Source organism: Candidatus Tectomicrobia bacterium, from assembly GCA_016192135.1.
GTDB lineage: Bacteria > UBA8248 > UBA8248 > UBA8248 > UBA8248 > 2-12-FULL-69-37.
Genome location: JACPUR010000019.1, coordinates 152,040 through 176,111 on the forward strand (window position 1 = coordinate 152,040; position 24,072 = coordinate 176,111).

Annotated in this window: 26 protein-coding genes; 9 read left to right on the forward strand and 17 right to left on the reverse strand. The window is 68.9% G+C overall.

Translation table 11 applies throughout. The features are described from left to right. Window positions 1–4: 4 nt before the first annotated feature. From HYZ11_09455 to HYZ11_09470, 4 genes are all read right to left on the reverse strand, one after another. Window positions 5–1,180 (reverse strand): hypothetical protein, encoded by a 1,176-nt coding sequence (locus HYZ11_09455; protein MBI3127817.1) that lies wholly within the window; start codon window positions 1,178–1,180, stop codon window positions 5–7. Between the two features lie 196 nt (window positions 1,181–1,376). After that, on the reverse strand, window positions 1,377–2,195 hold the full coding sequence (locus tag HYZ11_09460; GenBank protein ID MBI3127818.1) for a hypothetical protein: 819 nt from the start codon (window positions 2,193–2,195) through the stop codon (window positions 1,377–1,379). Window positions 2,196–2,271: 76 nt separating this feature from the next. After that, window positions 2,272–2,772, reverse strand: a complete 501-nt coding sequence (locus HYZ11_09465) for a hypothetical protein (protein MBI3127819.1) — start codon at window positions 2,770–2,772, stop codon at window positions 2,272–2,274. Window positions 2,773–3,010: 238 nt separating this feature from the next. Then, window positions 3,011–3,595 carry a hypothetical protein gene (locus tag HYZ11_09470; protein ID MBI3127820.1) on the reverse strand — a complete coding sequence of 195 codons (585 nt, stop codon included), beginning with the start codon at window positions 3,593–3,595 and terminating at the stop codon, window positions 3,011–3,013. 166 nt (window positions 3,596–3,761) lie between these two features. Here HYZ11_09470 and HYZ11_09475 point away from each other — a divergent pair, with 166 nt between their 5' ends. Further along, complete coding sequence (locus HYZ11_09475; protein ID MBI3127821.1) at window positions 3,762–4,565, forward strand: radical SAM protein; 804 nt, start codon at window positions 3,762–3,764, stop codon at window positions 4,563–4,565. 3 nt (window positions 4,566–4,568) lie between these two features. Here HYZ11_09475 and HYZ11_09480 read toward each other — a convergent pair whose 3' ends face one another. From HYZ11_09480 to nadA, 8 genes are all read right to left on the reverse strand, one after another. Continuing rightward, entirely contained in the window at window positions 4,569–5,060 is a 492-nt protein-coding gene (locus HYZ11_09480; GenBank protein ID MBI3127822.1) for a hypothetical protein, read from the reverse strand. Between the two features lie 75 nt (window positions 5,061–5,135). Beyond that, window positions 5,136–5,660: a YdcF family protein gene (locus tag HYZ11_09485; protein MBI3127823.1), complete on the reverse strand. Its 525-nt coding sequence runs from the start codon at window positions 5,658–5,660 to the stop codon at window positions 5,136–5,138. Window positions 5,661–5,732: 72 nt separating this feature from the next. After that, window positions 5,733–6,236 (reverse strand): hypothetical protein, encoded by a 504-nt coding sequence (locus HYZ11_09490; protein ID MBI3127824.1) that lies wholly within the window; start codon window positions 6,234–6,236, stop codon window positions 5,733–5,735. Next, the gene (locus HYZ11_09495; protein MBI3127825.1) at window positions 6,229–6,387 is read right to left on the reverse strand and encodes a type II toxin-antitoxin system HicB family antitoxin; all 159 of its coding nucleotides are present in this window, start codon (window positions 6,385–6,387) and stop codon (window positions 6,229–6,231) included. Before HYZ11_09495 ends, HYZ11_09490 begins: the two co-directional genes overlap by 8 nt. A 138-nt stretch (window positions 6,388–6,525) precedes the next feature. Beyond that, entirely contained in the window at window positions 6,526–7,542 is a 1,017-nt protein-coding gene (locus HYZ11_09500; protein ID MBI3127826.1) for a fumarylacetoacetate hydrolase family protein, read from the reverse strand. A gap of 28 nt (window positions 7,543–7,570) precedes the next feature. Further along, a complete protein-coding gene (locus HYZ11_09505; protein ID MBI3127827.1) occupies window positions 7,571–8,095 on the reverse strand; it encodes a hypothetical protein in 525 nt (174 codons plus the stop codon). A gap of 113 nt (window positions 8,096–8,208) precedes the next feature. After that, on the reverse strand, window positions 8,209–9,090 hold the full coding sequence (nadC, locus tag HYZ11_09510) for a carboxylating nicotinate-nucleotide diphosphorylase (GenBank protein MBI3127828.1): 882 nt from the start codon (window positions 9,088–9,090) through the stop codon (window positions 8,209–8,211). Window positions 9,091–9,115: 25 nt separating this feature from the next. Further along, window positions 9,116–10,171, reverse strand: a complete 1,056-nt coding sequence (gene nadA / locus HYZ11_09515) for a quinolinate synthase NadA (GenBank protein ID MBI3127829.1) — start codon at window positions 10,169–10,171, stop codon at window positions 9,116–9,118. Window positions 10,172–10,860: 689 nt separating this feature from the next. Between nadA and HYZ11_09520 the strand changes: the two genes are divergently transcribed. The 3 genes from HYZ11_09520 to HYZ11_09530 all read left to right on the forward strand — a co-directional run bounded on the left by HYZ11_09520 (window position 10,861) and on the right by HYZ11_09530 (window position 13,194). Next, window positions 10,861–12,264, forward strand: coding sequence for an MmgE/PrpD family protein (locus tag HYZ11_09520; protein ID MBI3127830.1), 1,404 nt, complete (start codon window positions 10,861–10,863; stop codon window positions 12,262–12,264). Between the two features lie 139 nt (window positions 12,265–12,403). Then, the gene (locus tag HYZ11_09525; GenBank protein MBI3127831.1) at window positions 12,404–12,802 is read left to right on the forward strand and encodes a hypothetical protein; all 399 of its coding nucleotides are present in this window, start codon (window positions 12,404–12,406) and stop codon (window positions 12,800–12,802) included. Window positions 12,803–12,810: 8 nt separating this feature from the next. Further along, entirely contained in the window at window positions 12,811–13,194 is a 384-nt protein-coding gene (locus HYZ11_09530) for a hypothetical protein (GenBank protein MBI3127832.1), read from the forward strand. Window positions 13,195–13,308: 114 nt separating this feature from the next. Here HYZ11_09530 and pyrF read toward each other — a convergent pair whose 3' ends face one another. The 4 genes from pyrF to HYZ11_09550 all read right to left on the reverse strand — a co-directional run bounded on the left by pyrF (window position 13,309) and on the right by HYZ11_09550 (window position 17,111). Then, window positions 13,309–14,070 carry an orotidine-5'-phosphate decarboxylase gene (pyrF, locus tag HYZ11_09535; GenBank protein ID MBI3127833.1) on the reverse strand — a complete coding sequence of 254 codons (762 nt, stop codon included), beginning with the start codon at window positions 14,068–14,070 and terminating at the stop codon, window positions 13,309–13,311. A 214-nt stretch (window positions 14,071–14,284) separates the two neighbouring features. Further along, window positions 14,285–16,294, reverse strand: a complete 2,010-nt coding sequence (locus HYZ11_09540; protein ID MBI3127834.1) for an AsmA family protein — start codon at window positions 16,292–16,294, stop codon at window positions 14,285–14,287. Window positions 16,295–16,534: 240 nt separating this feature from the next. Further along, the gene (locus HYZ11_09545) at window positions 16,535–16,780 is read right to left on the reverse strand and encodes a type II toxin-antitoxin system HicA family toxin (GenBank protein ID MBI3127835.1); all 246 of its coding nucleotides are present in this window, start codon (window positions 16,778–16,780) and stop codon (window positions 16,535–16,537) included. Between the two features lie 7 nt (window positions 16,781–16,787). Further along, a complete protein-coding gene (locus tag HYZ11_09550; GenBank protein MBI3127836.1) occupies window positions 16,788–17,111 on the reverse strand; it encodes a hypothetical protein in 324 nt (107 codons plus the stop codon). Window positions 17,112–17,304: 193 nt separating this feature from the next. On the opposite strand from HYZ11_09550, the gene HYZ11_09555 reads away from it, so the two are divergent. After that, window positions 17,305–18,018, forward strand: a complete 714-nt coding sequence (locus HYZ11_09555) for a hypothetical protein (protein ID MBI3127837.1) — start codon at window positions 17,305–17,307, stop codon at window positions 18,016–18,018. A 247-nt stretch (window positions 18,019–18,265) separates the two neighbouring features. Here HYZ11_09555 and HYZ11_09560 read toward each other — a convergent pair whose 3' ends face one another. Continuing rightward, window positions 18,266–20,338: an AsmA family protein gene (locus tag HYZ11_09560; GenBank protein ID MBI3127838.1), complete on the reverse strand. Its 2,073-nt coding sequence runs from the start codon at window positions 20,336–20,338 to the stop codon at window positions 18,266–18,268. A 241-nt stretch (window positions 20,339–20,579) separates the two neighbouring features. Here HYZ11_09560 and HYZ11_09565 point away from each other — a divergent pair, with 241 nt between their 5' ends. The 4 genes from HYZ11_09565 (at window position 20,580) to HYZ11_09580 (ending at window position 24,069) form a co-directional block, all read left to right on the forward strand. After that, window positions 20,580–21,479, forward strand: a complete 900-nt coding sequence (locus HYZ11_09565; protein ID MBI3127839.1) for a helix-turn-helix transcriptional regulator — start codon at window positions 20,580–20,582, stop codon at window positions 21,477–21,479. Window positions 21,480–21,737: 258 nt separating this feature from the next. Next, entirely contained in the window at window positions 21,738–22,568 is an 831-nt protein-coding gene (locus tag HYZ11_09570) for a substrate-binding domain-containing protein (GenBank protein MBI3127840.1), read from the forward strand. Between the two features lie 140 nt (window positions 22,569–22,708). Further along, window positions 22,709–23,395 carry an ABC transporter permease gene (locus HYZ11_09575; protein ID MBI3127841.1) on the forward strand — a complete coding sequence of 229 codons (687 nt, stop codon included), beginning with the start codon at window positions 22,709–22,711 and terminating at the stop codon, window positions 23,393–23,395. Further along, window positions 23,395–24,069 carry an energy-coupling factor ABC transporter ATP-binding protein gene (locus HYZ11_09580; GenBank protein MBI3127842.1) on the forward strand — a complete coding sequence of 225 codons (675 nt, stop codon included), beginning with the start codon at window positions 23,395–23,397 and terminating at the stop codon, window positions 24,067–24,069. Before HYZ11_09575 ends, HYZ11_09580 begins: the two co-directional genes overlap by 1 nt. Window positions 24,070–24,072 lie beyond the last annotated feature (3 nt).

Consider the following 24,072-nt stretch of genomic DNA (forward strand, 5'->3'; position numbering starts at 1 on the left):
TTCCTCACCGCTCGTCCGGGAATTCCCATACCGCCGGCCGGCGCGGAATGCCCGGGGGAGAACCGAAAGAAACGGGCCCGGTCAGTTCCGCCTGATCCATCGCCTTGCCTTCAAAGAAGGCCCCGGCCGGCCCGAGGTGCCGGCTGTCCAGCCAGCTTCCATCCAGCTGCCGGCAGGCGGTGGAGTGATCGACCCAGGTCGGGCCGTTCGTGGTGACCGTCATCCGGAAGTCGCGGCAGGTGCGGCCCGCCTCCGCCGGATAGGAGCGCGTGGGCGTCACCCCGCCCAGGTGGCCCGTCTCGGAATTGCTCCAGTTGGCGGTCTGGCCGATCTGGTTGCTCTCGAGCGCCTCCTGCGTGGTGCGCTCCATGATCTCCTTGTCCCGCTTTGACAGCGGAACGGGGGGAATCTCGTCCGGAGCGGGGCCGAGGGCAACCGGCTGCGCGACGACGAAACGGCTCCCCGCCAGGGTCCCGTCCTCGCGGTTCACCCAGGCGCCGTCCGGCTGGCGGCAGGCCGTGTGCCGGGCGATTTCGGTCCTGCCCATGGAGGTGACCGTCATCTCGTAGTCGCGGCAGGGCGGGTCCAGGCCCGCCCGGTGGTTGCGCAGGGGCGTGACCGCGCCCGTGCGGCCGGTCTCGGGGTTGCTCCAGGCGGCGGAGCGGCCGACGGGGTGGTTCTCGAGCGCGTTCTGCGCGGCCCGCTCCATGAGCCGCAGATCATGGGCCGTCAGGGCCACAGTGGTTGCCCCGGCGCCGATGACCGGCCCGCTCACGATGGGCCGCCCCGCGAACTGGCTCCCGGCCAGGACGGCGGTATCGCGGTCCACCCAATTGCCGCCCGGCTGGCGGCAGGCGGAATAGCGGGCGGCTTCCGTCCGGCCCGCGGCCGTGAGCGTCATCTCGTAATCGCGGCAGGGCTGGCCCGCGCCCAGCCGGTAGTTCCGCAGGGGCGTCACGGCGCCCATGTGGCCGGTCGCCGGATTGCGCCAGCTTTCGCTCTGCCCGATGCGGTTGCCCTCGAGCGCGACCTGCGCCGCGCGCTCCATGAGCCGCTGGTCCTGCGCCGTCGGCACGATGGTGAGCGCCCCGGCGGAAGTCGCGGCGAGCATCACCATCCCGGCGGCCAGGGCGAGGAAAGCGGCCCTTCCTCTTGACGCCCTCGAACATGAGATATGCATGACTTGCCTCCTTCCGCCTCAGGGATGGACGATGGGGAGAGGCGGTATCGCGCTGCAGAGGCGGCACTTCCGGATGGCCGGTGCCTCCGCCGTTCGGGAGAACCGGCCAAAATACCGAACAAGGGGCGGGCGACGCAGCCTCAAGAAGACCGAATCCCCCGGCCGGCTTGGGAATCGCCGCTCTTGAAGCGGCTCGTCACGGCCACACCGGCCGGGGCGGGATGCCCGGAGGCGAGCCGTAGTAGGGCGGCTCCGCGTAGGGAGGGCCCGGCTGCGCGAAGGTGCCGCCGTCGAAGCGCGAGCCCGCCAGGGTGGAGTCGGCGCGGTTCACCCAGGCGCCGTCGGACCGGCGGCACGCCGCGTAGCGGGCGACCTCGGTGGTTCCCCCCGTCGCGATCGACATCTCGTAGTTCCGGCAGGGCTGCCCGATGCCCGCTTGCTGGGAATCGAGGGGCGTCACCGCGCCCTGGCGTCCCGTCACCGGGTCGCGCCAGATCTCGGCCTGGCCGGAGCGGTTGTTCTCGAGGGCGATCTGCGCGGCGCGCGTCGCCAAGCGCTGCTCCTCGGCCGAGAGAGGCGCGGCGGTCCGCGCGAACGCAGGCCCGGCCGCCGAAGGCAGCCCCTCGAAGTGGCTCCCCGCCACGCGCGAGGATTCGCGGTTCACCCAGGCGCCGTTCAGCCGCCTGCAGGCGGAGTAGAGGGCGGTCTCCGTCTGGTTGGCAGAGAGGGTGACCGTCATCTGGTACTCGCGGCAGGACTGGCCGATGCCGGCCTGAAGGTTGCGCAGCGGGGTCACCGACCCCAGGTGGCCGGTCTGGGGGTTTTGCCAGTTGGCGCTCTGGCCGACCTGGTTCCGGTCGAGGGCGTCCTGCGTCGTGCGCTCCATGATCCGCCGGTCGCGGCTCGTCAGCCGGTCGGCGTATGGCCCGCCGGCGGCGCACGACGCCAGGAAAGCGCCGGCGATGGCGAGGGCGGCCGTTCTTCCTGCTATCTGGAGGATGGCTGGTTTTCGCATGGTCGGTCTGTCCGGGCGGCGCTTGCGGCGGCGGTCGGTCGGATGCCGTTCCGGGAGGGCCCGCTGCGGCCGGAGCCTACGGCCACACCGGCGGACGGCGCGGGTAGCCGGGCGGGGAGCCGTAGTAGGGGTCCCTGTCCGGGTCGTACGGGCGGCGGCTGTACGCCGGCCCCTCGAAGAAGGCCCCGGCCGGGCCCGCGTGCCGGCGGTCCATCCAGCTCCCGTCCGGCATGCGGCACGCGGTGGAGTGACCGGCGCTCGTGGGGCCGTTGGTCGTGACCGTCATCCGGTAGTCGCGGCACGGCCGCCCCAGCTCCGTCTGGTAGGTGCGCGTCGGCGTTACGGTGCCGTTGTGGCCGGAGGCGGGGTTGCTCCAGTTGGTGGTCTCGCCGGTGTTGTTGCGCTCGAGCGCCCGCTGCGCTGCGCGCTCCATGAGCCGCCGGTCCCGCTCCGTGAGGACGTCGGGCGAGATCGGGTCCAGGGCGGCGGGGGAGGCGCATGCGCTGAGCAGCGACCCCGCCGCCAGCGCGAGGAACCACGTTTTTATCCATGAATTACGTGTGAAGGGGGCTTCCATGATGTCTCCGCCTCTGCAGCGGGAAACGGAAGCGGCACTACTTATAAGTGTAGCGATCCGGCGGGCGCTTCCATAGCGGGAGAGAACCGCAATTTTCCATGAAAAAAGAGGGAAATATTTCGTTCGCGAAAGGCGCCTTGCGCCGTTTGGCGGCCTATAGACGCCGAAAGGAAAAGAAGGCCGAAAGAGGGCGAACGGAATTCCGGCCGAGGGCGGAGGGCCCGCCGTCGGGAAGGCGCTACCTCCGGTGCAGCAGCCGCCGGCGGTAGAGGAAGCGCCCGTGGAACCCCGGGCCGTAGTAGCGGTGCGGGTACCACGGGTCATACCACGGATCGTAGTAGTACGGGTGGCCGTACCAGGGCGGCGGCGGGAGGTCGGGCCTCCCGTAGACGTAGCCGGGCGGCGCCGGCTCGAAGTAGTTGCCCGCCAGGCCGAGCCGCCCGCGGTTGACCCACTGGCCCTCCTTGTTCCGGCAGGCCGAGTAGTAGGCGAACTCCGTCTGGTTCTCGCGCGTCATCGTCATCTGGTAGTCGCGGCAGGGCTCGTCGGTCTGCGTCCGGAAGGTGCGGATTGGGGTGGTGGTGCCCCGGCGGCCCGTCTCGGGATTGGTCCAGTTGACGCCCTGGCCGACCGGGTTCTTCTCGAGCGCCTCCTGGGTGGCGCCGGCCATGAGCTCCCGGTCCTTCGGAGCCAGGGGAGGCCGGGCCGGCCCCTCCGCCGTGGCCGCGGCGCAGGCCCCGAGGAGGAAGGCGGCGAGGAGGAGGGCGGCCGCGCGCGCGCCCGCCGGAAGGCGGCTTCGGATGCGACGGAGGATGGCCCGCATGGCTGGCTCTCTTTCCGCCCCCCGGGGGGCGTTCCGAGACGGCCCCATCATTCTAGCGCGCCGCGCGCCCCGGGTGAAGGCGCCTCCCGCGCGGGCGCCGGGGGAAGGTGACGGGCGATGCGGGTATAATCCCGCGCGGCCGCTCCCGGCCGGGCGAGGAGGCGCGATGGAAACGAAGAAGGCTCCCGCGCGCGCCTCCACGGTGTACGGCCCCGTGGACTCCTGGCGCTTCGGCCGCTCCCTGGGGGTGGACCTCATCCTCCGGGCGAGCACCTGCTCCTTCAACTGCGTCTACTGTCAGCTCGGGAGCATCCAGGTGGTGACGGCGGAGCGGCGGCTCTTCGTGACGGCGGAGCGCGTGCTGGAGGACCTCCGCGCCTCGGACTGGCGGGGCTCCGGCCTCGTCACCTTCAGCGGGAGCGGGGAGCCCACCCTGGCCCTGAACCTCGGCGAGGCCCTGCGCGGGGTGAAGGCTTATACCGGCATCCCCACCCACGTCCTCACCAACGGGACCCTCCTCAACGACCCCGCCGTGCGCCGCGATCTCATGGAGGCCGACCGCGTCTCGGTCAAGCTCGACGCTCCGGACGAAGAAACCTTCCGGAAGATCAACCGCCCCGCCCCCGGCGTCACCCTGGCCGGGGTGGTGGAAGGGGCGCTGCGCTTCCGCGCCGAGTACCGCGGCCACCTGGACGCCCAGGTCATGTTCATGCCCGCCAACCGGGGCATGGCCGGGGCGCTCTGCGACCTCCTGAATCGCATCCGCCCCGACGAGGTGCAGCTCAACACCCCCACGCGCGCCTACCCCTCGGCGTGGTTCCTCGAGACGAGGGGCCGCTACGACCGCGCCCAGGCCCCCGTCAAGGTGAGCCCCCTGCGCGTCATCTCCCGCGAAGAGGCCGAGGAGGCGGAGCGCGTCATCCGCGAGCGCACCGGGCTCAGGGTCAGCAGCGTGTACGGCGGGGAGTGAGCCTCACTCGCACGCCCGCGCGCCCAGCTCCGCCAGGTTCCCCTCCCAGGCCTTCCACCCCTCGTCCTTGAAGTCGGCCCGCGTCACGAGCTCATCGCCGCCGTCGTAGTACTCCCGGAAGACGCGGCGGTGGGTGCGTGCCGCGCAGTCGAGGATGTGGCCCTCGATCTCCCAGAAGACCGCCCGGCCTTCCGGCAGAGCCTTGTTGACGGTGATGGAAGGGGACAAGAGCTTGAGGTCGCGCAGCCGGGCCACGCCCACCGCCTCGAGGCAGCCCGGGGTGTCCGTCAGGTTGGGCCGGCAGTGGACGCGGGTGAGGACCTCCACCCGGCCCCCGGGCTTGCGGGCGTGGATCCGGTACTCCCACGTCCGGACGGCGCCGCGCCGGAACTCCCGCCACTCCACAGGCGCCTGGGCCGGGGCGCTTGAGGCGAGAGCCGAGGCGAAGAAGACCGCCGCAAGCCCGAGCCCCCATCCCCGCGCGGCCCGCCGCATTGGATGCTCCCCCGGCTCCCGGAAAATACGGTCGTGCGGGGAGTATAGCGTTTGGCGCAGGGGAAGGCCGGGCGGTCACATCCGCCCGTTGCGCTTCATCAGGTAGAGCTGGGCCGCGTGCCAGGGCAGCGCGGCGGCCTCGCGCAGGTGGTAGTACGCCCACCGCCAGGCCGGGTTGGCCTCCCGGCCTCCGGGGGCGGGGCTGCCGTGGGCCTCCAGGCCCAGCCGCCGGAGCAGCCAGACCCCCCGGTAGAGGTGATAGGGGTCCGAGACCACCAGCACGCGCCTCCAGCCCTCGCGCGCCAGGATCCGGTGGGAGAAGACCGCGTTCTCCAGCGTCGAGACCGAGCGGTCCTCCAGCACGATGCGCCCGGGCGGCACCCCCTCCGCCAGGGCCAGGGCGCGCATCGCCTCGGCCTCGGTCCTTGGGGGGCGCCTCCTCCCGCCCGAGAGGAGGAGCACCGGGGCATGGCCCTCCCTCACGAGCGAGGCCCCGTGCAGGGCCCGCCGCCTGAGGGCCGGGCTCGGCGAGCCGTCCCGGCGCAGGGCCGCGCCCAGCACGAGGACCGCGTCATAGGCCTGGAGGGGTTCGGCCGGCATGGTCGTCCGGAGGATTCGGGCGGCACCCCGGGATTCTGCCCCATCCGCGCGGCGGGGCAATCGGGCGTTTCCCTATCTGCACACCTGGGCGGGCAGCTTCTCGAGCCGCTCGAGGGGGCGCCAGCCGCGCTCGGGGTACTCGATGCGGGTGATGCGGCTCCCGTCCGCCGCCCGCCACTCGATGGAGAGCGGCGCGTAGCGCCCCCCGGCGCAGTCCACCGCGTAGCCCCCCAGCCGCTCGGCGGGGGCGGGGCGCTCCCCGCCCCCGGGGGGCTTCAGGTTGAAGGTCACCTGGCGCGGCATGGCCAGCACCGAGAGCTTGCGGTAGATCTCCAGCACCGCCTCGCAGCTCCAGGTCTCCTCCAGGTCCCTCAGGCAGGCCGTCCGGAGCACGACCTCCTTCGCCCCGCCCGGCTCCGTCCGGAGCACCCGGTAGGCGCGCGTCTCGGCGTAGGCGCGGTGGTACTCGGTCCAGGTGGCGGATTCCTTCGCGGGCGGCGCGGCGGCGGAAGCGGCAAAGGCGGAGGAGGGGATAAGAGCGAAGAGCAAAAACGCAAGGGAGAGGTTTCTACGCATCAAGTGACAAGAGGCAACCCTTCACCGCCTCGTAGAGGTTCTGGAGAAGCTCCTCGAAGGCATCACCCTGGGTCGCGCAGCCCGGGATGGCCGGGACATAGGCCCAGCAGCCGCCTTCTTCGGCCTCGTGAACCAGAATCCAAAGATTCACTTTGCATGTCCTCCCATACGGTCGTTCCTATCATAGCCGAACATCAGCGGCTTTTTGAGGTCACAAATTGTTACCTCAAGCGGGGCCTTTGCAATCACCTCGCCGGCACAATCTTGAGGTCGAAATCCGGCGGTCGGGCTAGCGGTAGGTGAAGGGGCGCTTCGGAGGCCGGGGGCTGATCGTGTTGCGCAGGACGCCGAGGGGTCCCATGTCGATCTCCACGAGGTCGCCGGGTCGGATCCAGCGGTCGATCTCCATGCCGCAGCCGCCAGGGACGGTGCCCGAGCCGAGGAGGTCGCCCGGTAGCAGGTTCTCGTCGCGGGAGGTGTAGGAGACGATCTGCTCGAAGGTCCAGTACATCTCGCCGGGAGTGGTCTCGATCCAGGTCTCGCCGTTGACGCGCGCCGCCATGGGGATGTTCTTCACCTCGCCCACCTCGTCCGCCGTGGCGATCCAGGGCCCGAGGCTCCAGCACCAGTCCTTGCCCTTGTAGGGGCCCGTTCCCATGGCCATCTCGCCCGTCTGGGCGTCGCGGGCGCTCCAGTCGTTGAGGATGGCGTAGCCAAGGATGTGCTCGGTGGCCCTCTCCTCGGGGATGTCGCGCCCCGGCTTGCCCACGACGCAGCAGAACTCGAGCTCGAAGTCCATCTTCTCGGTGTAGCTCGGCCAGGGGACCTCCTCGCCGGGCCCGGCCATGTGGGCGCAGCTCGACTTGAAGGCGAGGGGCCGCTCGTACCAGGTCTGGGGGATCTCGAGGCCCATCATGCCGAAGGTCTTCTTGAGGTGGCGCTCGAAGCCGGCGAAGCCGCGGATGAGCGGGGGGCGCTGGATGGGGGCGAGCAGGCGGGCCTCGCCGGGCCGGTAGAGGAGCTGCTCTCCGCGCGGTCCCCGCAGGCCGTCCTTGGCGAGGGCGAAAGCCAGCGCCTCCCGGGCGGCGTCGAGGCCGGCGGCCCCGGCGGCGGCTAGGGCGAGCATATCGGAGGGCAGGATAGCGTCGGCCATGGCCTGGGGACGGGCCGAGCCCCGCTCCTTGAGGCGGGCGGCAGCGGCGAAGTTGAGGTCCGCGTACACCACCTCGCCCCCCTGCGTGGCCACGGCCCCGAGGCGCTCGAAGGGGCCGACCGGCGTCCTGATCTCGAAGGTGCAGAGCTTCATGGGGATGCCTCGCGCGCGGGGGAGGGAGCTAGAACTCCACTTTGTCGCGTTCGTCGGTCTCGGGGAAGGGCCCCTCCTTGATCTCGAGGAACTTGGTGCCGTCCTCGAGGAACTCGACCTCGTGGCCCTCGCACATCAGGATGAACTCGCCCGCCCGCACGACGGCCTCGCCCAGGTGCTGGCCCTCCTTGGTGTAAACGCCGATGCGGGCCGAGCCCTTGAAGCAGATCATGATTTGGTGGCGCGTGGTGTTGGCGGAGGGGCGCTCCTCCACGACGTGGTAGTGCGCCTTCGTCGTCGCCCCCTTGGGGCGGTTCAGGAGGATGACCTGGAGCGGCAGCTCGTCCGCCGTCATGTGGGCCTTGGTGCGGCGCTCGACGTCGGGGTCCTGCCCGGCGTAGGCCGTGCGGATGTGGTTCTTCGCCTCCTCGGTGTCGAGGTAGGGCGGGAAGAGGTCGTAGTCCTGGAAGTTGGCCTTGACGTGCATCGCCACGATGCGCCCGTCGTCGGCCTTGTAGTAGTCCACCCCCTTGCTTTGCACCTCGAGCGCCATGGCGGGATCCTCCCTGGCCGCGGAAGCCCTACCCCGCGGGGCCGACCGCGCGGGATGTCGGAGACGGAAAAGATTGGCACAGCCCCCGGGGGCTGTAAAGACTGAGGGGCCCCCTATCCCACCTTCACGATCTTCATGTTGAAGTCCAGGGGCGGGGCGGCGCGGACGAGGCGGGAGGTGGAGATGAAGTCCACGCCCGCCTCGGCGAGGGCGCGGAAGCCGGCGCCCCCGACCCCCGAGGCCTCGAGGGAGTAGGGCTTGCCGGTCCGGGAGGCGGTCCCCTTCTGGCGGGCGCGGGAGACGGCCTCCCGCAGGGTGGCGAGGTCCATGTTGTCGAGCAGGATCATGTGCACGCGCCCGTCCGAGAGCACCTCGTCGAGCTGGGCTAAATCCTGCACCTCGATCTGGATCTCCGTCATGTAGCGGAGGCCCCAGACCCGGTCGATGGCGGGTCGCACGCCGCCCGCCACGGCGATGTCGTTGTCCTTGATCAGGTCCCCGTCGAAGAACCCCAGGCGGTGGTTGCGGGCGCCCCCCGTGCGCACGGCGTACTTCTCGAAGTGGCGGAGCCCGGGGGTGTTCTTGCGGGTGTCGATGACGCCCCCGAAGCCGGCGGGGAGGTCCCCGATCTCCTTGAGGACATTCGCGGTGTGGGTGGCGATCTCGGAGAGGTGGGAGAGGAAATTGAGCAGGGTGCGCTCGGCCTTCAAGAGGGTCTGGGCGTGGCCCCTCGCCCGGCAGACGACGGCCCCGGCCGGGACGCGGGCGCCCTCTTCATATTCCCACCCGGCCTCGGGGGGCTTGGCGGGGCCCAGGGCGAGGAGGCTCTGGGTCTCCTCGAGGATGGCCAGGACGTAGGGCGCCCCGCAGAGGAGGGCCGCCGACTTCGCCTTGACGTGGGCCTCGCACCAGGGGTCACGGGCGGCCTCGAAGTGGAAGGGCCCCGGGCCCAGGTCCTCGGCGAGCCAGGCGCGGATTTGGGCGCGGAGATCCATGCGGCCGCCTCCCCTCGCGCGCGGGCTAGACGATCCGGAGCATCCGCTCGATGGGGAGGCGCGCCCGCCGGGCCAGCTCGGGATCGACGGTGATCTCGTGGACCATGTCGCGGAGCGAGATGTAGAGGTTCTCGAGGGTGTTCTGCTTCATGTAGGCGCAGAGCGCCTCGCGGCTGGCGGGGATGAGGGTCTTCTCCGGCACCGCCTTGTGCATGGGGTGGAGGTTCCCCACCTCGGTGGCCACGATGACCTCCTTCTGGGGCACCTCCTTGATGAGGGCCACCATGCCCTGGGTGGAGCGGAACTGGAGCATGGTCTCGGGCACGATGCCCTCGCGCACCTGGCGCATGCAGGCGCTCGTGCAGCCGCACTCGGGATGGACCACCGTGATGGCGCCCGGGTGGAGCCGCCGCTGCTCCTCGACGTGGGAGGGCCGGATGCGCTCGTGCACGTGGCAGGCGCCCATCATGAGCCAGAGGCGATCGAGGGGCTGGCCCTGCTTCTCGAGCAGGCGCGCGGCGTAGAAGCCCAGGAAGAGGTCCGGCAGGAAGAGGATGGGCTGGCCGGGCCGCGAGTTCTTGACGACGTGGAGGAGCACCTTGCCCGCGTTGGCCGAGGCGCAGCAGTAGTCGCTCAGGGCCTTCACGTCCAGGTAGGTGTTCACATAGCTGATGACGAGGCCGTCCGGGTGCTCCTCACGCCAGGCGCGCACCTTCTCCGCGTCGGCGTGGGCGGCCAGGGAGCAAAGAGCCCCCAGGTGGGGCGCCAGCACCTTCTGGTGGGGCTTCTTCAGGGCGGCCAGGATCTGGGTCATGAAGAGGACCGAGGGCTCGACCAGGACGTCGGCGTCCGAGTCCGCGCCCATCCGGGCCAGGTAGAGCGAGTCGCCCACGGCGTCGGCCACGTCCTGGATGTCGGCGGGGACGTAGTTGTGGGCGAGGACCAGGGCGTTGCGCTCGGTCTTCAGCCGGCGGATCTCGCCCTGGAGGAAGCCGCGCTCCTCCTCCGTGAGGTTCGCCGAGTCCGCCTCGGGCGGGATCTCCGGGATGTCGATCGTGGGGCCGAGGTCCACCTGGTCCATCATCTCGATGGCCTCGGTCGCGGGAAGGATGTCGCCGGCCTCCACCACGCGGTTGTCGAACATTCGGGCGCTCCTTGCGCATTCGGTGCCCGCCTGGGGCGGGCGGTGGAATGGAGGGGCGGGGGAGGGCTTGTTCTATTTTTCACAAGCCCCGGCCTTCACGTTCCCCGCGCCGCCTGCCGCGGTGCGCTCTCACGGGAGGCCACCGCCGCCCAGCGGGGCGGCGGGGCGCGATGTCCCAGGCGCGGGTGAATTATTTCACGAAAGTCCCCGGGGAGCAATCGCCCCGGGGGGTTTGTTCTTGCCCCTGGGGGAGCTTTCTGCTAGTTTTCCTCCGTTGCGCGAGTGCCTCTGGGTAATGGGAGGCGGGTGCCAGCCCCCTCCCTTCCCCCGGTAGCCGGCTTGCGGGCCGCGGGCAGATAGGCCCGCTTTTTTTTGGCCGAGGGGGAAAAAGCCCCATGCTGCGCGGGTTTCTTTGGCTCGCGGGGACCCTGATCCTCGCGGGGCTCCTGCTGTTGTCGCTGAGCGGAATCTGCGGCAGCCCGGGGCGCTTCCCGGGCCTTTCGCGTTATTTTTGCAATCGGCCCTTACCGGCTCCTCCGCGGCCCGCTCCCCCCGGGGAGCCCGCCGCCCCGCCCCGTTGACCGGGGCCCCGGGGAGCCTCATCCGGCGGCATGAAAGGTGAAACCATGGCAAAGCCAGAAAGCGCATTGACGGACGCCATCGTCCAATTCGTGCTCGCGACGGACCACGACGGCGTCCCCGAGGACGTGAAGAACATCTCGCGCCGGTGCTGCGTGGACGGGATAGGGCTCATGGTCGCCGGCTCGACCGAGGCGAGCGGGCGCATCCTCCAGAAGTACGCCCGCGAGCTGGGCGGTGAGCCCGAGGCGCAGGTGGTGGGGACGGACATGACCGTCCCGGCCAGCCTGGCCGCCCTCCTGAACGGCACCGCCGCCCACGCCATGGACTACGACGACACCCAGCTCAGCAGCTACCCCGACCGCGTCTACGGCCTCCTGACCCATCCCACCACCCCCGTGCTCGCGGCCTCGCTCGCCATGGCCGAGGCCATGGGCTCGACCGGCCAGGAGCTCCTGACCGCCTTCGCGGTCGGCTTCGAGGTCGAGTGCAAGGTGGCCGAGGCCATCAAGCCCGACCACTACGTCAAGGGCTTCCACTCGACCGGCACCATCGGGGCCATCGGCGCGGCGGCGGCCGCGGCCAAACTCCTGGGGCTCGAGGAGCGGGAGCTCCGCATGTGCTTGGGCATCGCCTGTTCGGAGAGCGCCGGCCTCCGGGCCAACTTCGGCACCATGACCAAGCCCTTCCACGCCGGACGCGCCGCCGAGAACGGGGTCGTGGCCGCGCGCCTGGCGGCCGGGGGCTTCACGGCCGACCCGGGCGTCCTCGACGGGCGCTGGGGCTTCTTCCAGATCATGGGCGGGGGCTGCGACCCGGACCACCTCCTCGGCAAGCTCGGCAGCCCCTGGTCGGCCGTCGATCCGGGCGTCTCCATCAAGCCCTATCCCTCGGGCTCCCTCGGCCACCCGGCCATGGACGCCATGCGCGACCTCGTCATCGAGAAGGACATCGACCCCAAGAAGGTCAAGAAGGTGCGCTTCGGCACCACCTCCAAGGTGCTCGAGCCCCTGCGCTACGCCGAGCCCCAGAACGAGCTCGAGGCCAAGTTCTCCCTCCAGTTCGGGCTGGGCATCCTGCTCCTCGAGCGGAAGGCGGGCATCCACCAGTACCGCGACGAGGTGGTGAGCCGCCCCGACGTGCGCGAGGCCATGAAGAAGGTCGAGCCCTACAAGGACGAGGAGATCGAGAAGCAGGGCTACGCCCTCATCCGCGGCAAGATCTCCATCGAGATGGAGGACGGCACCGTCCACGAGCGGATGTCCGAGCTCTCGCGCGGCACCCCGCAGCGCCCCATGGACCGCGAGGAGCTCTACGAGAAGTTCAAGGAGTGCTGCGGCCTGGTGTACGGCGAGAAGCAGATCGCCCAGATCGAGCGGCTGCTCTACAAGGTGGACACGATCGAGAACATCCACTCCCTCATCGAGCTTCTGGGGCCGGCGCAGGGGTAGGGCATCTCCATCATCTACAATATTCATCCGTAGGGGCGACCGGCCGGTCGCCCCTACAAACGCGGACGGCGCTGCACGTTCGCAGGGGCGTTCAATTGAACGCCCCTACATGAGGCCGTTCCCGCGGCAGGAGCAAGAAATGATCGAAGAGCCCAGGCGGATCCTCGTGGTCTGCTCGGACCTCATGTTCAACGCCAAGATCCGCGAGGCGGGCCTCTCGCCCGGCGCGGCGCTCGAGTTCGTCGGCACGCCCGAGAAGTACGACGAGGCGCTCAAGAACTTCCGGATCGTCCTCCTCCTCGTGGACCTCCACCACCCGGCGCTGGGCGGCGCGGCCGCGGGCGAGCTGGTCAAGAAGCTCCGCGAGAGTCCCAAGAACAAGGGCGCCTACGCCATGGCCTGGGGCGCCCACACCGAGGTGGACCTCCTCAAGGGCGCCGAGCGGGCCGGCTTCGACAAGGTGCTCGCGCGCTCCGCCTTCGTGCGCGAGATGCCCGAGATCGTCCGCCGCGCCGTGAGCCGCATCCGCACCGCCTGATCCCCTCCATGCCGGACCGCCCCGGGGACCCCGCCGAACGGAGTTCGGATGGGGGGAGCCGTCCCAACCCCGAGCCCTTCCAGGGCAGCCTCGTCTGGTGGATCGAGGTCCCCGCCTCCGAGCAGAACTACCTCCAGGGCGTCCTCGAGGGCCACGAGGAGCTCGGCTACTACCAGACCCTCGACCAGTGCGTCCGGCGCGGGCCGGACCGCCGGCCCGTCGCCCTGGGGCGCATCACCTCCACCCCGGACATGCGGGAGCGGCTCGCGCGCCTCCTCGCCGTCCTCGCGGCGGAGTGCGGCGTCTCCCTGCCCGGGCGCGCGCCGGATTTTCTCCCCGACGAGAAGCCGGGGGCCCGGGCGCGGGGGAAGCGGCCGAGAGGGCGAGGATGAGCGGGAGCCTCCGGCCTATCCGGCGAAGACGGCTTCCGGTGGAATTTGAATGGGAGAACGAGAGAAAGACGAGAATGTTTCGGAGAGAAGGAGAAGCCTATCTATATGTGGCCGCTAGGCCGGGATCGGCCTCTTTGCCAGGCCGCCCCGGATGGCGTCGATGAAGCGCCTGGCCTCCCCTTTCCGGTCGGAAGCCCCCCGGATGGGCCTCCCGACGACGATGCAGGAAGCGCCCTCCGCGACGGCGGTTTCCGGATGGGTGGCCCGGCTTTGGTGATCGTCCTTGCTTGAATCCGGAAAGCGCATCCCCGGGGTGACGATCAGGAACTCCTCCGGCCGGGAATGGCGGTCCGCGATCCCGCGGATCAGGCTCACCTCTTTTCCCGAGGAAATCACCCCGTCCAGGCCGTCGTTCAGCGCCTTTTCGGTCCGCTCCCCGACGAGCTGGCTCACCGTTCTGCCGTACATGTGCTGGCAGGCGGCGTCGTCCAGGTGGGTCAGGGCGGTCACGCAGAGCAGCCGGATTTCCCTCCCCTCCCCCCTCGCCGCGTTCCGCGCCGCCACGGCGGCCTGCATGCTCTTCCGGTCGCCGTTCCCGTCGAGGGTGGCGAACGTCACCCCGAAGCGCGCGGCCACCCGGACCGCCTTCGCGACCGTCTCGGGGATGTCGATCCACTTCAGGTCCAGGAACACTTTCTTGCCTGACCCCACGAGCTCCTTCACGAAGTCGGGGCCGGCCGCGGCGAAGAGCTCCAGCCCGACCTTGTAGAACGACACGGCCCCCTCCAGCTCCCGGACGAGCGAGCGCGCCTCCTCCCCGCTGTCGACGTCCAGGGCGAGGATGAGGCGTTCTTCCGGCGTCAGGTGGAGGGGCATGTGCCGGTCTCTCCCGGGCGGGCGCCGCTAAGGTGAACGAAGCCGCATGAATGATTGTTTGTGTGCAATTCCGCCGGACGGGCCGCTTTTTAGCCGCAAACCACGGGGCCGTCAAGCCAAGCGGGGGCTCGCATGAGGAAGAGCGCCGGGGGACGCAGGCTCCCGCGGGGCCATCGCCGGCATCGGGGCGAGCGTTCGCCCGCTCTCTCCGCCCCTACCTCCCGAACAGGCCCTTGAGGCCCTGGCCGATCCCCTCGACGCCCTTCTTGAGCTCCTCCGCCGCCTTGCCGGCCGCGGAGGTGGGCTGCTTGGCGGGGGGCTGGCCGGGGGCGGCCATGAGCTTGAGGCAGGGGTTGTCCGCGGAGCCCAGATCCCCGAGGCCGGCGATGGCGGCGGGCGGGAAGATGAAGATGCCGGCGATGCCGCCGAGCCGGCGCGCGACGGCCAGCTCGTCCGGGCGGACCTTGGGATTCGCGAGGGTCCCCTGGATGTTGACCGGCACCGAGAGGTTCAGCGTGGCCGACTTGGGCCGGGGCGTCACCTTCATGTCGAGGGTTTCCCTGCCGAGATCGATTTTCCCCTCGCCCGCGATGGTGGAGAACTCGCTGTCCACGACGAGGGCGCGGCTGGTCGCCACCCCGTCCCGCACCAGGAAGTCGCTCACCGCGCAGTTGAGGGCCACCTTGTCGGTGCCCTTGGAGAGCAGGGTGCCGAGCACCTGGGTGAAGCCGCCGATGGCGTAGTCCAGCCCGGCGGTGCTGGCCCGTCCGTTGGCCATGACGAACTTGGTCTCCCCGTTCAGGCTGGCCATGATGGCGGCCACGCTCGCGCCCCGGCCCTTGAGGTCCACGGCGAGGTCCGCCCGGCCGCTTACCCAGTCGCGGTGGCCTGCCTCCTTGAGCAGCGCGCCCAGCTCGAGGCCCTTCACCTTCATCCCGGCGGCCGCCGCCTTCGTCCCCGCGTCGAGGGAGAGCCCGCCCGCCGCCTCCCCGCCGGCCACCTTCGCGGTGAAGGGCTGGACCGAAAGCTTCCCGCCGCGCAGGACGAGACGGGCCGCGACCTCCCTGAGCGTGGCGCCGGGGGCCACGACCTCGCCCGCCGTATAGCGCACGTCCGCGTCGAGAAGGCCCAGGGCGTCGAGCGGGAGGGGATCGTTCGGGAAGACCTTGCCCTTGCGGGCCGCGGACTTCTTCTGCCCGCCCCCCGCCGCCTTCCCGCCCTCCGGGGCGCCGAGGAAATCGGCCAGGACGGCGCGCTTGGACGCCAGCTCGGCCGTGATCAGGGGCTTGGCCCCCTTGAGGTTCACCCCCGCCTTGCCCGCGAGGTCCGTCCCGCCCAGGGCGAGCTTGAGGTTGTCCGCCTGGAAGATATCGGGGCCTCCCTTCACCTCGGCGGAGAAGGAGAGCTTGCCGAGGCTCGCGGCCATCTCCCCCGCGATGGGCTTCAGGGCGGCGAGGCTCGCGGCGGAGGCCGAGACGGCGAGGCGCACGCCGCTCATCTTCTGGAGGTTTCCGATCTCGCCCTTCACCTGGGCTTCCACCCCGGCGAGCGAGGCCTGAATGTCCAAGGGGAAGGTCCCGCCCGAGCCCAGGATGCGCCCGAGCGCCCCCACCTTCCCCTTCGCCCGGAGCGGGAGATCCATGTAGGCGCCCTTGAGGTCCAGCGTCACGGGCGCCTCGAGGCCCTCGGCCCGGGTGGTCATCCGCTCGATGGCGAGCTTCTGCACCTCGCCCGTCTGGCCGTCGCGGTAGGTGACGAGGCCGTCCTCGAGCCGGAGCGAGACGCTCAGCCCGGCGGGCAGGCCCCCCCCGGCGCCGCCCCCCGCGCCCGGCTCGCCGAACATCCAGTTGCCGCGCCCCTGGCGGTCGGTCTCCAGGAGGATGTCGGGCCCCACGAGGACGAGGCGCTTCAGCCGGATGTCCCTGGAGAGGAGGGGCCAGAGCTCCACCTCCACCTCGAGCCGCCTGAGCCGGGCCATCTCGGGCCGCGTGCCCCAGGAGGCGTTGGAGAAGCTGGCGCCCTCCACCACCAGCGCCGGGCTCCACCCGATGGCGAGCGAGATGGGGCCCTCGAGCTTGAGGTCCCGGCCCGTGGCGGCCTTCGCCTGCTGGACGATGTAGCCCTTGTACTGGTTGGGGTCGATGGACTTGATGTAGGCGATTCCGCCCGCGATCGCGAGGACGAGAAGCAGGGCGAGGGCGCCGGCGACGGTGCGCATGCGCATGGCCGCGTCTCCCATGGAAGGGGAAGGGGAAGGGGACAGGCAGGAGGACGGCCGCGCCTTCCGGCGGCGGGAAGCGGCCTGGGTGACGGGCGGAATTGTATCACGGCGCCGCCGCGGGGAAGGGACAGCGGGCGGCTGGTGTGTCCTAATTTGAATTGGTCCGAGTGGTCGACATTTGACGAATTGGAGGGGTTCTAAAGATTGGATGGCAGTTTCCGGAAAACCCGTGACGTTGTCAGTTTAACTCCCCCAAAAATCCTTGGGGGAAAGGCCAAAGGCTCTAATAATTGATTGCACAACATGGACGCTGACATCAGAGTTATCGCCGTGGTGCTTGACTGGATAGGTTACTCCCTTTCTTGACCCTTCTTTTTCAGGCCGCAGAAAAACCACATGGCTTCCCTTGCCTCGATCGGCAAGAGAAAGAATCCCCAAGTCTCGCAATATCCGCTCCAATTCCCGGAATTTAATAGGGTGAGGATTCATTACTCCCTTATACCATTACAGGCACCGCCGAAAGCGATAGCCCAGAGGTTATTGAATCCCACCGGGATATTTTGGTTTCCCGCTGGCGCTTCTGGGCTTGGGCTTTGGTTTTAAAGAACCGCTGCCATACTTCGGGCGGGGCCGGTCTAAAAATATTTTCAAAATTATCGTTTTCGGCGGCATAGACAATTTGGGCCTGGCAAACCTCCAAGAGGTCATCAATGGCCTCATGTTCGCTAGGCGCGGTCACAACCAAATCCAACTGGAGCGCATGGGCCACGAAAAGTCCATCTTCTTCGTAAACCACAGCGTCAATGTGAAGTTCGGGCACCGGGCTACCCTCAGGCGGCCTATTTCGGCCAATTATCCGTTCACCATCCGGGGTGTACGGCCCTTTTAATTTCGGGTATCCCGAATTGCCACACAATAGCTATGTTTTGACTTTGTTTGTTGGCATATAAATCGTTGACATATTGCCAACAAAATCATACATTGACGGCGGGCTTGGATTGGGAGGTACCACCATGGAGTTCCCGTCGGTTTTGGACAGGGAAACAATCCAAAAAGCAATCGACAATCTCAAAGATAAAAGAAATCAAATAGATGAGCGAATTTTGGCCCTTGAAATCATGTTGAAATGGCAGGAGGAAGAACCAAACAACAAATCCTCCACTGCGCCTCCATTCCCTGGCTTACTTCGTAGAAGGCCCCTTTCAAGGCCTTGGGATCCCATTGAGGCACGGAGGCTCTGGGGGGAGGCGATCCAATCCCTCAGACCGGCGCGGCAAGTCCTCTTCAGGGAAGTTGAAGTGGACACGGAGGCGGAGAGACAGGTACGCCTTCGTTTCCGTGCAGAAAATGTCCCCGCCCAAATTCTCGACCTAGTCCGGGACACACTGCCCCTTCTAGAGACTTTCTTTAGGGAGCACGCGCCATGGCGTGTCAGGGTGGCAATTGAAAGTCCGAAGCCTTCTGGCCCCTCGGAAGAAAAGCTCTTTGAGAATTTAAGCCAAAGGGAGACGTGCCTTAGAATAATAAATAGTTCTAATGATGTATTGACAGTTCGACAAGTGGCCGAGCGGGCTCAAGGTGGGGGATACAAATTCAGGGCTGAGAGACCAGAACCATCGGTATCTACGACTCTTCGGCGGTTGGCCCAAGAAGGATTGATCAGGTTAATCTCGACCAACAAGGGCAATTTTTATAAGCGGATAGAAAACGCCCCGCAGGGCACATGACCATGCGGGGCTCTTTCTTTTCATCGGAGCGTTGGCCGAGTGGCTTAAGGCACCCGGCTTAGGATTGGGCGGGGGCACCCCCCTCTAAGGAACGCCCCCGCCCAGTTAAATTAAAACCACTCTAAAAATTGGTCAAGCGCATCATTCCGGCCTCCCCGAATCGCTCATCGGAACACGATTTGCCTCACCATGCGGATGCGGATGCGCCGCCTGACCCGGCTAATTCTCGCGCCCCGCCTTTTGCGTCCTACTTCCCGAGCAGCCCCTTCAGCCCCTCGCCGATCCCCTCGATGCCCTTCTTCAGCTCCTTGCCCACCCCTTCGAGTCCCTTCTTCGGGTCGCCGTCCTTCGGGTCGCCGTCCTTCGGGGCGCCGGGGGCGGCCCCGCTCTTCATGATGTCGATGCAGGGGTTGCTCCAGGTGCCCAGCTCGCCGAGGCCGATGATGGCCGCCGGCGGGAAGACGAAGGCCCCGATCACCCCGGCGAGCCTCCGGGCGACCGCCAGCTCGTCCGGGCGGACGCTCGGCTTCCGGAGGGGGCCCTCGATCCGGACCGGCACCGACATGCTCAGGGTGACGGACTTGGCCTTCGGCACGACCCGCATGTCGACCGTCTCCCGGCCGAGGTCGATCTTGCCCTCGCCCGAGATGGTGGAGAACTGGCTGTCGGCCACCAGGGCGCGTGTCTCGGCGACGCCTTTCTTCACGGCGAAGTCGGCCGCCGCGCAGTTGAGCTTCATGTTGGTGGTGCCCTGCGAGAGGAGGGTGCCGAGCACCTGGGTGAAGCCGCCGACCAGGTAGTCGAGGCCGGCCGTGTTCATGGTCCCCTCGCCGACGAGGAGCCGGGTCTCCCCGTCCAGGTTACCCATGAGGGTGTCGACGTCCTCGCCCCGGCCCTGGAGGTCCAGGGAGAAGTCGGTCCGGCCGCTCACCCAGGCGGAGGTGCCCGCGTTCTTGAGGAGCTCGGCCATCTCGAGGTTCCGGCCCGTGACCTTGAGGCCGCCGACCTTGGTGTTGGCGTTGGCGTGGAGGTTCCCCTCCATCGAGCCGCCCGCGGTCTTGGCCTTGAGGGCGGTGAGGCCGAGGCGGCCGTCCTGGAGGTTGAGGTCGGCCGACACTTCGTGGAAGTACGCGCGCGGGGCGATGAGCTCTCCCGCCGAGAGGCGGACGCGGGCGTCCACGTGGCGGAGGCTGTCGTAGGGGATGGGGGTCTTCGGGAAGAGCTCGCCCTTGCCGGCCCCGGGCTCCTTCTTGGGCGCCTGCTTGGGCGCCTGCCCGCCCTTGGCCGGCTGGATGAACTCCGTCAGCAGGAGGCGCTTCGAGACGAGCTCGCCCTCGAAGCGCGGGCGGGGGCCCTTGAAGTTCGCCTTGAAGCGCCCGGCGATGTCGCTCTCGCCGGAGCGCAGGGTCATCCCGGTGATCGCGAGGGAGGCCGTGTCTCCCTTCACCTGGGCGGCGAGCCGGAACTTGCCCGTCCCGCCGATCATGGAGCCGACGAGGGACTTCACGGAGGAGAACCCCCCGCCCTCCGAGGCGAAATGGAGGTCGATGCCGCTCATGTCTCCGATGTCGCCGATCCGTCCCTTGACCGAGCTCTGGATTTCGCCCACCGAGAAGGAGACCTCGACCGGGAACGGCCCCGTGCCCTTCAGGACCGTGCCGAAGGGGCCCACCTTGCCGTCCACCGTCACGGGGATCTCCTCGTAGGCGCCCTTGAACTTCAGCGCGACCAGCGAGTCGAGGCTCTCGGCGTTCGCGGACATGCGCTCGATGGTGACCCGGTGCACCTTGCCCGTCTGGTGGTTGCGGTAGGTGACGGAGGCGTTCTCCACCTGGGTGGCGAGGGCCAGGCCCGCCGGGACGCCCCGGCCCTCTTTCTTTTGGGGCTGCTTCTCATCCTTCTGGGGCTGCTTCTCATCGGCCGTGCCGAACTGCCAGTTCCCCCGGCCCTCCTTGTTCCTCTCGAGCAGGATGTCGGGATGGATCAGCACGAGGCGCTTCAGGCGGATCTCCCGGGCCCGGATGAGGGGGAGGATCTCCACCTCCACCTCGAGCCGCTTCAGGGTGGCCATCTGGGGGCGGCTCCCCCAGGAGGTGTTGGAGAAGCTCGCCCCCTCCACCACGAGCACGGGCCTCAGGCCGAGCTCGAAGCGGATGGGGCCCTCAATCCTGAGGTCGCGGCCGGTTGCCTCCTTCGCCTTGCCGGCGATGTAGCCCTTGTACTGGTTCGGGTCGAGGGTCTTGATGTAAATGAACGCTCCCGCCACCGCGAGAACGATGATCCCCGCGATGGCGCCCAGGAAAATCGCGGCGGTGCGCATGATCGGAATCCCCATTGGGAACCGCCCCCTCCGGAGGGGGGGCGCTCAGGCGGAAATCTCCAATCCCACGCCTAACGTGAGGGGAGGCCGCCCCCCGGCACAAGGCGGGGAAAAGCGGCAAAGGCGGCTTGAAAATCCCGATTTTTGGCCGGAATCCGCCGATTTTTGATCGAAAAGTTGTTATTTTTTGTTATTATTTGGAAGGATTTATGCCTGTGCTTGATGAGGTCAATGAAATTTCATGGGTGAGATGCTCTCCACGGCCGAGGCGGCGGAGCTCCTGGGCCTGAACGAAAAGAAGGTATATTCCCTTGCCAGGGCGGGGAAAATTCCCGCCGTCCGCCTCACCGGAAAATGGATCTTCCCCCGGGCGACGCTCGAGGAGTGGCTCGAAAGTCTCGCGCGGGGGGGCGTGCGGGGCGAGGTCCCCCGCGCGCGACGCCCCGCCGCCCTCGTCCTCGCCGGGAGCGACGACCCCCTCTTCCGCTCCCTCCTGCGCGGCCTGAACCGCCAGCCGGAGCAGGGCCTCCTGGCCTTCGCCGAGTTGGGGAGCGCCGGGGGGCTGCGGGCCCTGGCCGGGGGGCTGGCCGACCTCGCCTGCTCCCACCTGGAGGAGGAAGGGGAGTTCAACCTGCCCTTCCTGCCGCGCCTCGCCCCGGGCGTGCGGGGGCGGGTGGTCACCGTGGCCCACCGCCGCCAGGGCATCCTCACCGCCCCGCGCAACCCCCTGGGCCTGCGCAGCGTGGCGGACCTGGCGCGCCGCCCCGGCCTCCGCATCGTGAACCGCCAGCCGGGCTCGGGCACCCGGCTCCTGCTGGACGCTGAGCTGCGCCGCGCCGGCGCCGAGCCCGAGAGCCTCCCCGGCTACAAGATCGAGGTGAGCACCCATGAGGAGGCCGCCCTGCGCGTCGTGCGCGGGGAGGCCGACGCCGCCATCGCCTGCGAGTGGGCGGGGCGCCAGGCGGGCCTGGGCTTCGTGCCCCTGCGCGAGGAGCGCTTCGACCTCATCGTGCCCCGGGAGGCGGGCCGGCGCGCCGGAAGCCTCGTCGAGGCGCTGCGCTCGCCCTCCTTTCGGCGCCGGGGGGCCGCCTGGCCGGGCTACGACCTGCGGGAGACGGGGACCGTCCAGGCCGAATTCTAGACAGGCCGTCCGATGGTGAGGACGCGCACTTCTCCCTCTCCCTTGGGAGAGGGCAGGGGTGAGGGAGGGATTGGGCGGCGCCGAGAGATGTTTCCCTCACCCCCGTCCCCTCTCCCCCTCCCGAACCGGCAGGCCGGTTCGGGGACCCGAAAAGACGGGAGAGGGGTGCCGAAATCCGCGGGCGCGAGTGGGCTGACAGTCCTTTTGATTTTTTTCAGTCGGCAAGTAGCGGTTCAGGAAAGGAGAGTTTTCATGCGGATGCGCTCTCTCGCGGGTTTCGCTCTCTTCTTTGCTTTCGTCACCGCCTCCGCGGGCCTTGCCGGCGCGGCGGAGCGCCTCAAGCTCGCCACCACCACCAGCACGTCCAACTCGGGTCTGCTGAAGTACCTTCATCCCGTCTTCGAGGAGAAGCATGGGGTGAAGGTGGACGTGATCGCCGTGGGCACAGGCCAGGCGCTGCGCCTCGGGCGGAACAGGGACGTGGACGTGGTGCTCGTCCACGCCCGCGCCGCCGAGGACAAGTTCGTGGCGGAGGGCCACGGCGTGAACCGCCGGGACGTGATGTACAACGACTTCATCGTGGCTGGCCCCAAGAAGGACCCAGCGGGGGTCCGGGGGATGAAGGACGCCGTGGCCGCCTTCAAGAAAGTGGCGGGGAAGAAGGCCCTCTGGTTCAGCCGCGGCGACGACTCGGGCACCCACAAGATGGAGCTCCGGCTCTGGAAGGCGGCGGGCCTGGGCAAGCCCTCGGGCGGGTGGTACCGCTCCCTGGGCCAGGGGATGGGCAACACTCTCATTGCGGCGGACGAGAAGGGGGCCTACACCCTCGCCGACCGGGGCACCTACATCGCCCTGACCGCCAAGAAGAAGATCGGGCTCGAGATCGCCATCGAGGGCGACAAGAAGCTCTTCAACCCCTACGGCGTCATCGCCGTCAACCCCAAGAAGCATCCCCACGTGAAGTACGACCTGGCGATGAAGTACGTGAACTTCCTCGTCTCCCCTGAGGGCCAAAAGCTCATCGGCGGCTTTGCGATGGAGGGGAAGGTGCTCTTCTTCCCCTCGGCGGGGGGGGCTGGCGGCAACTGACGGTTCGGGCCTTCTGGTGCATTCCGGCTGGTGCATTCCGGGGTTCCAGGGCCGCAGGTCCAAATACGTAGGGGCGAGGCTTCGCTTCGCTCCGTTCGGAATGACACCCTCATGGGTACCGCGCTCGGCCAGGGAAAAAGATGGACTTTCTCATTGAAGGCTTCTACGAAGGCCTCCTCCGCGTCCTGACGGGAGATCCCGAGGTCTGGCGGGCCGCCGGGGTGACGCTGCAGGTGAGCCTGTGGGCGACTCTCCTGGCCTCTTCGCTCGGGCTCCCGGCGGGGTACCTGCTCGCCGTGGCGAGGTTCCGGGGACGCGGCCTCGTCGTCGGGCTGCTTCAGAGCCTCCTCGGATTTCCGACAGTCGTCATCGGCCTCCTCGTTTATGGCCTGCTCTCCCGGCGCGGCCCTCTGGGCGGGATGGACCTGCTCTTCTCGCCCTCGGCGATCGTGGCCGGGCTCTGCGTCCTGGCCCTTCCGATCGCCGCCGTATACGGAATGACGTCGGTCGCCGGGGTGGACGCCGGGGCGCGCGAGACGGCGCTCACCCTCGGCGCCTCCGCGGGCCGCGCCGCCTGGACGGTGTTCCGGGAGGCGCGCTTCGGCCTGATGGCCGCCGTGCTGGGGGCTTTCGGGCGGGTGGCCTCCGAGGTGGGCATCGCCATGATGCTCGGCGGAAACATCGAGGGCCACACCCGCACCCTCACCACCGCCATCGCGCTCGAGAGCATGAAGGGCGAGTTCGGCTTCGGCATCGCGCTGGGGATGGTGCTGATGTCGATCATGATCGCGGTGAGCTTCCTCTCCCGCCTCCTGCAGAGGCCCTGATGGAGGGGAGGACCGTGACGGGCGGGGGCTTCCGGCTGGAAGGCGTGCGCGTGCGCCTGGGCGGGGCGGTTGTCCTCGATGTGGAGGAATTGGCCATCCCCGCCGGGGGCGCCACCCTCCTCACCGGGCCGAACGGGGCGGGCAAGACCACCCTCCTGCGCCTGCTCGCGGGCCTCCTCCCGCCGGAGGACGGCGCGCTGACCTACCGGGGGAACCCGGTCCCCTTCGGACAGGCGGGCCTCGCCCACCGCCGCCGGGTGACGATGCTCGCCCAGTCGCCATTCCTCTTCAGCGGGAGCGTTCTCTACAACGCGGCCTACGGCCTGAGGGCGAGGGGGGTCCCCCGGGCCGAGGCGGAAGGGGGAGCCCGCGAGGCGCTCGAGGCGGCGGGACTGCTCCACCTCTCCCAGCGGAGCGCCCATTCCCTCTCGGGCGGGGAGCGCAAGCGCGCCGCCCTGGCGCGGGCGATTGCCTGCGGGGCCGAGACCCTCCTGCTGGACGAGCCGACGGCCGAGGTGGACCGGGAATCGGCCGAGCGCATCCGCGCGGCCGTCCAGGCGCTGACCGGGGCGGGAAAGACCGTGGTGGTGTGCAGCCATCAGCCGGAATGGGCCGGCGTCCGGGGGGAAATCCGCCTGGAGCACGGCCGGTTGGCCGCCCTTCCGAATTCCTGATAG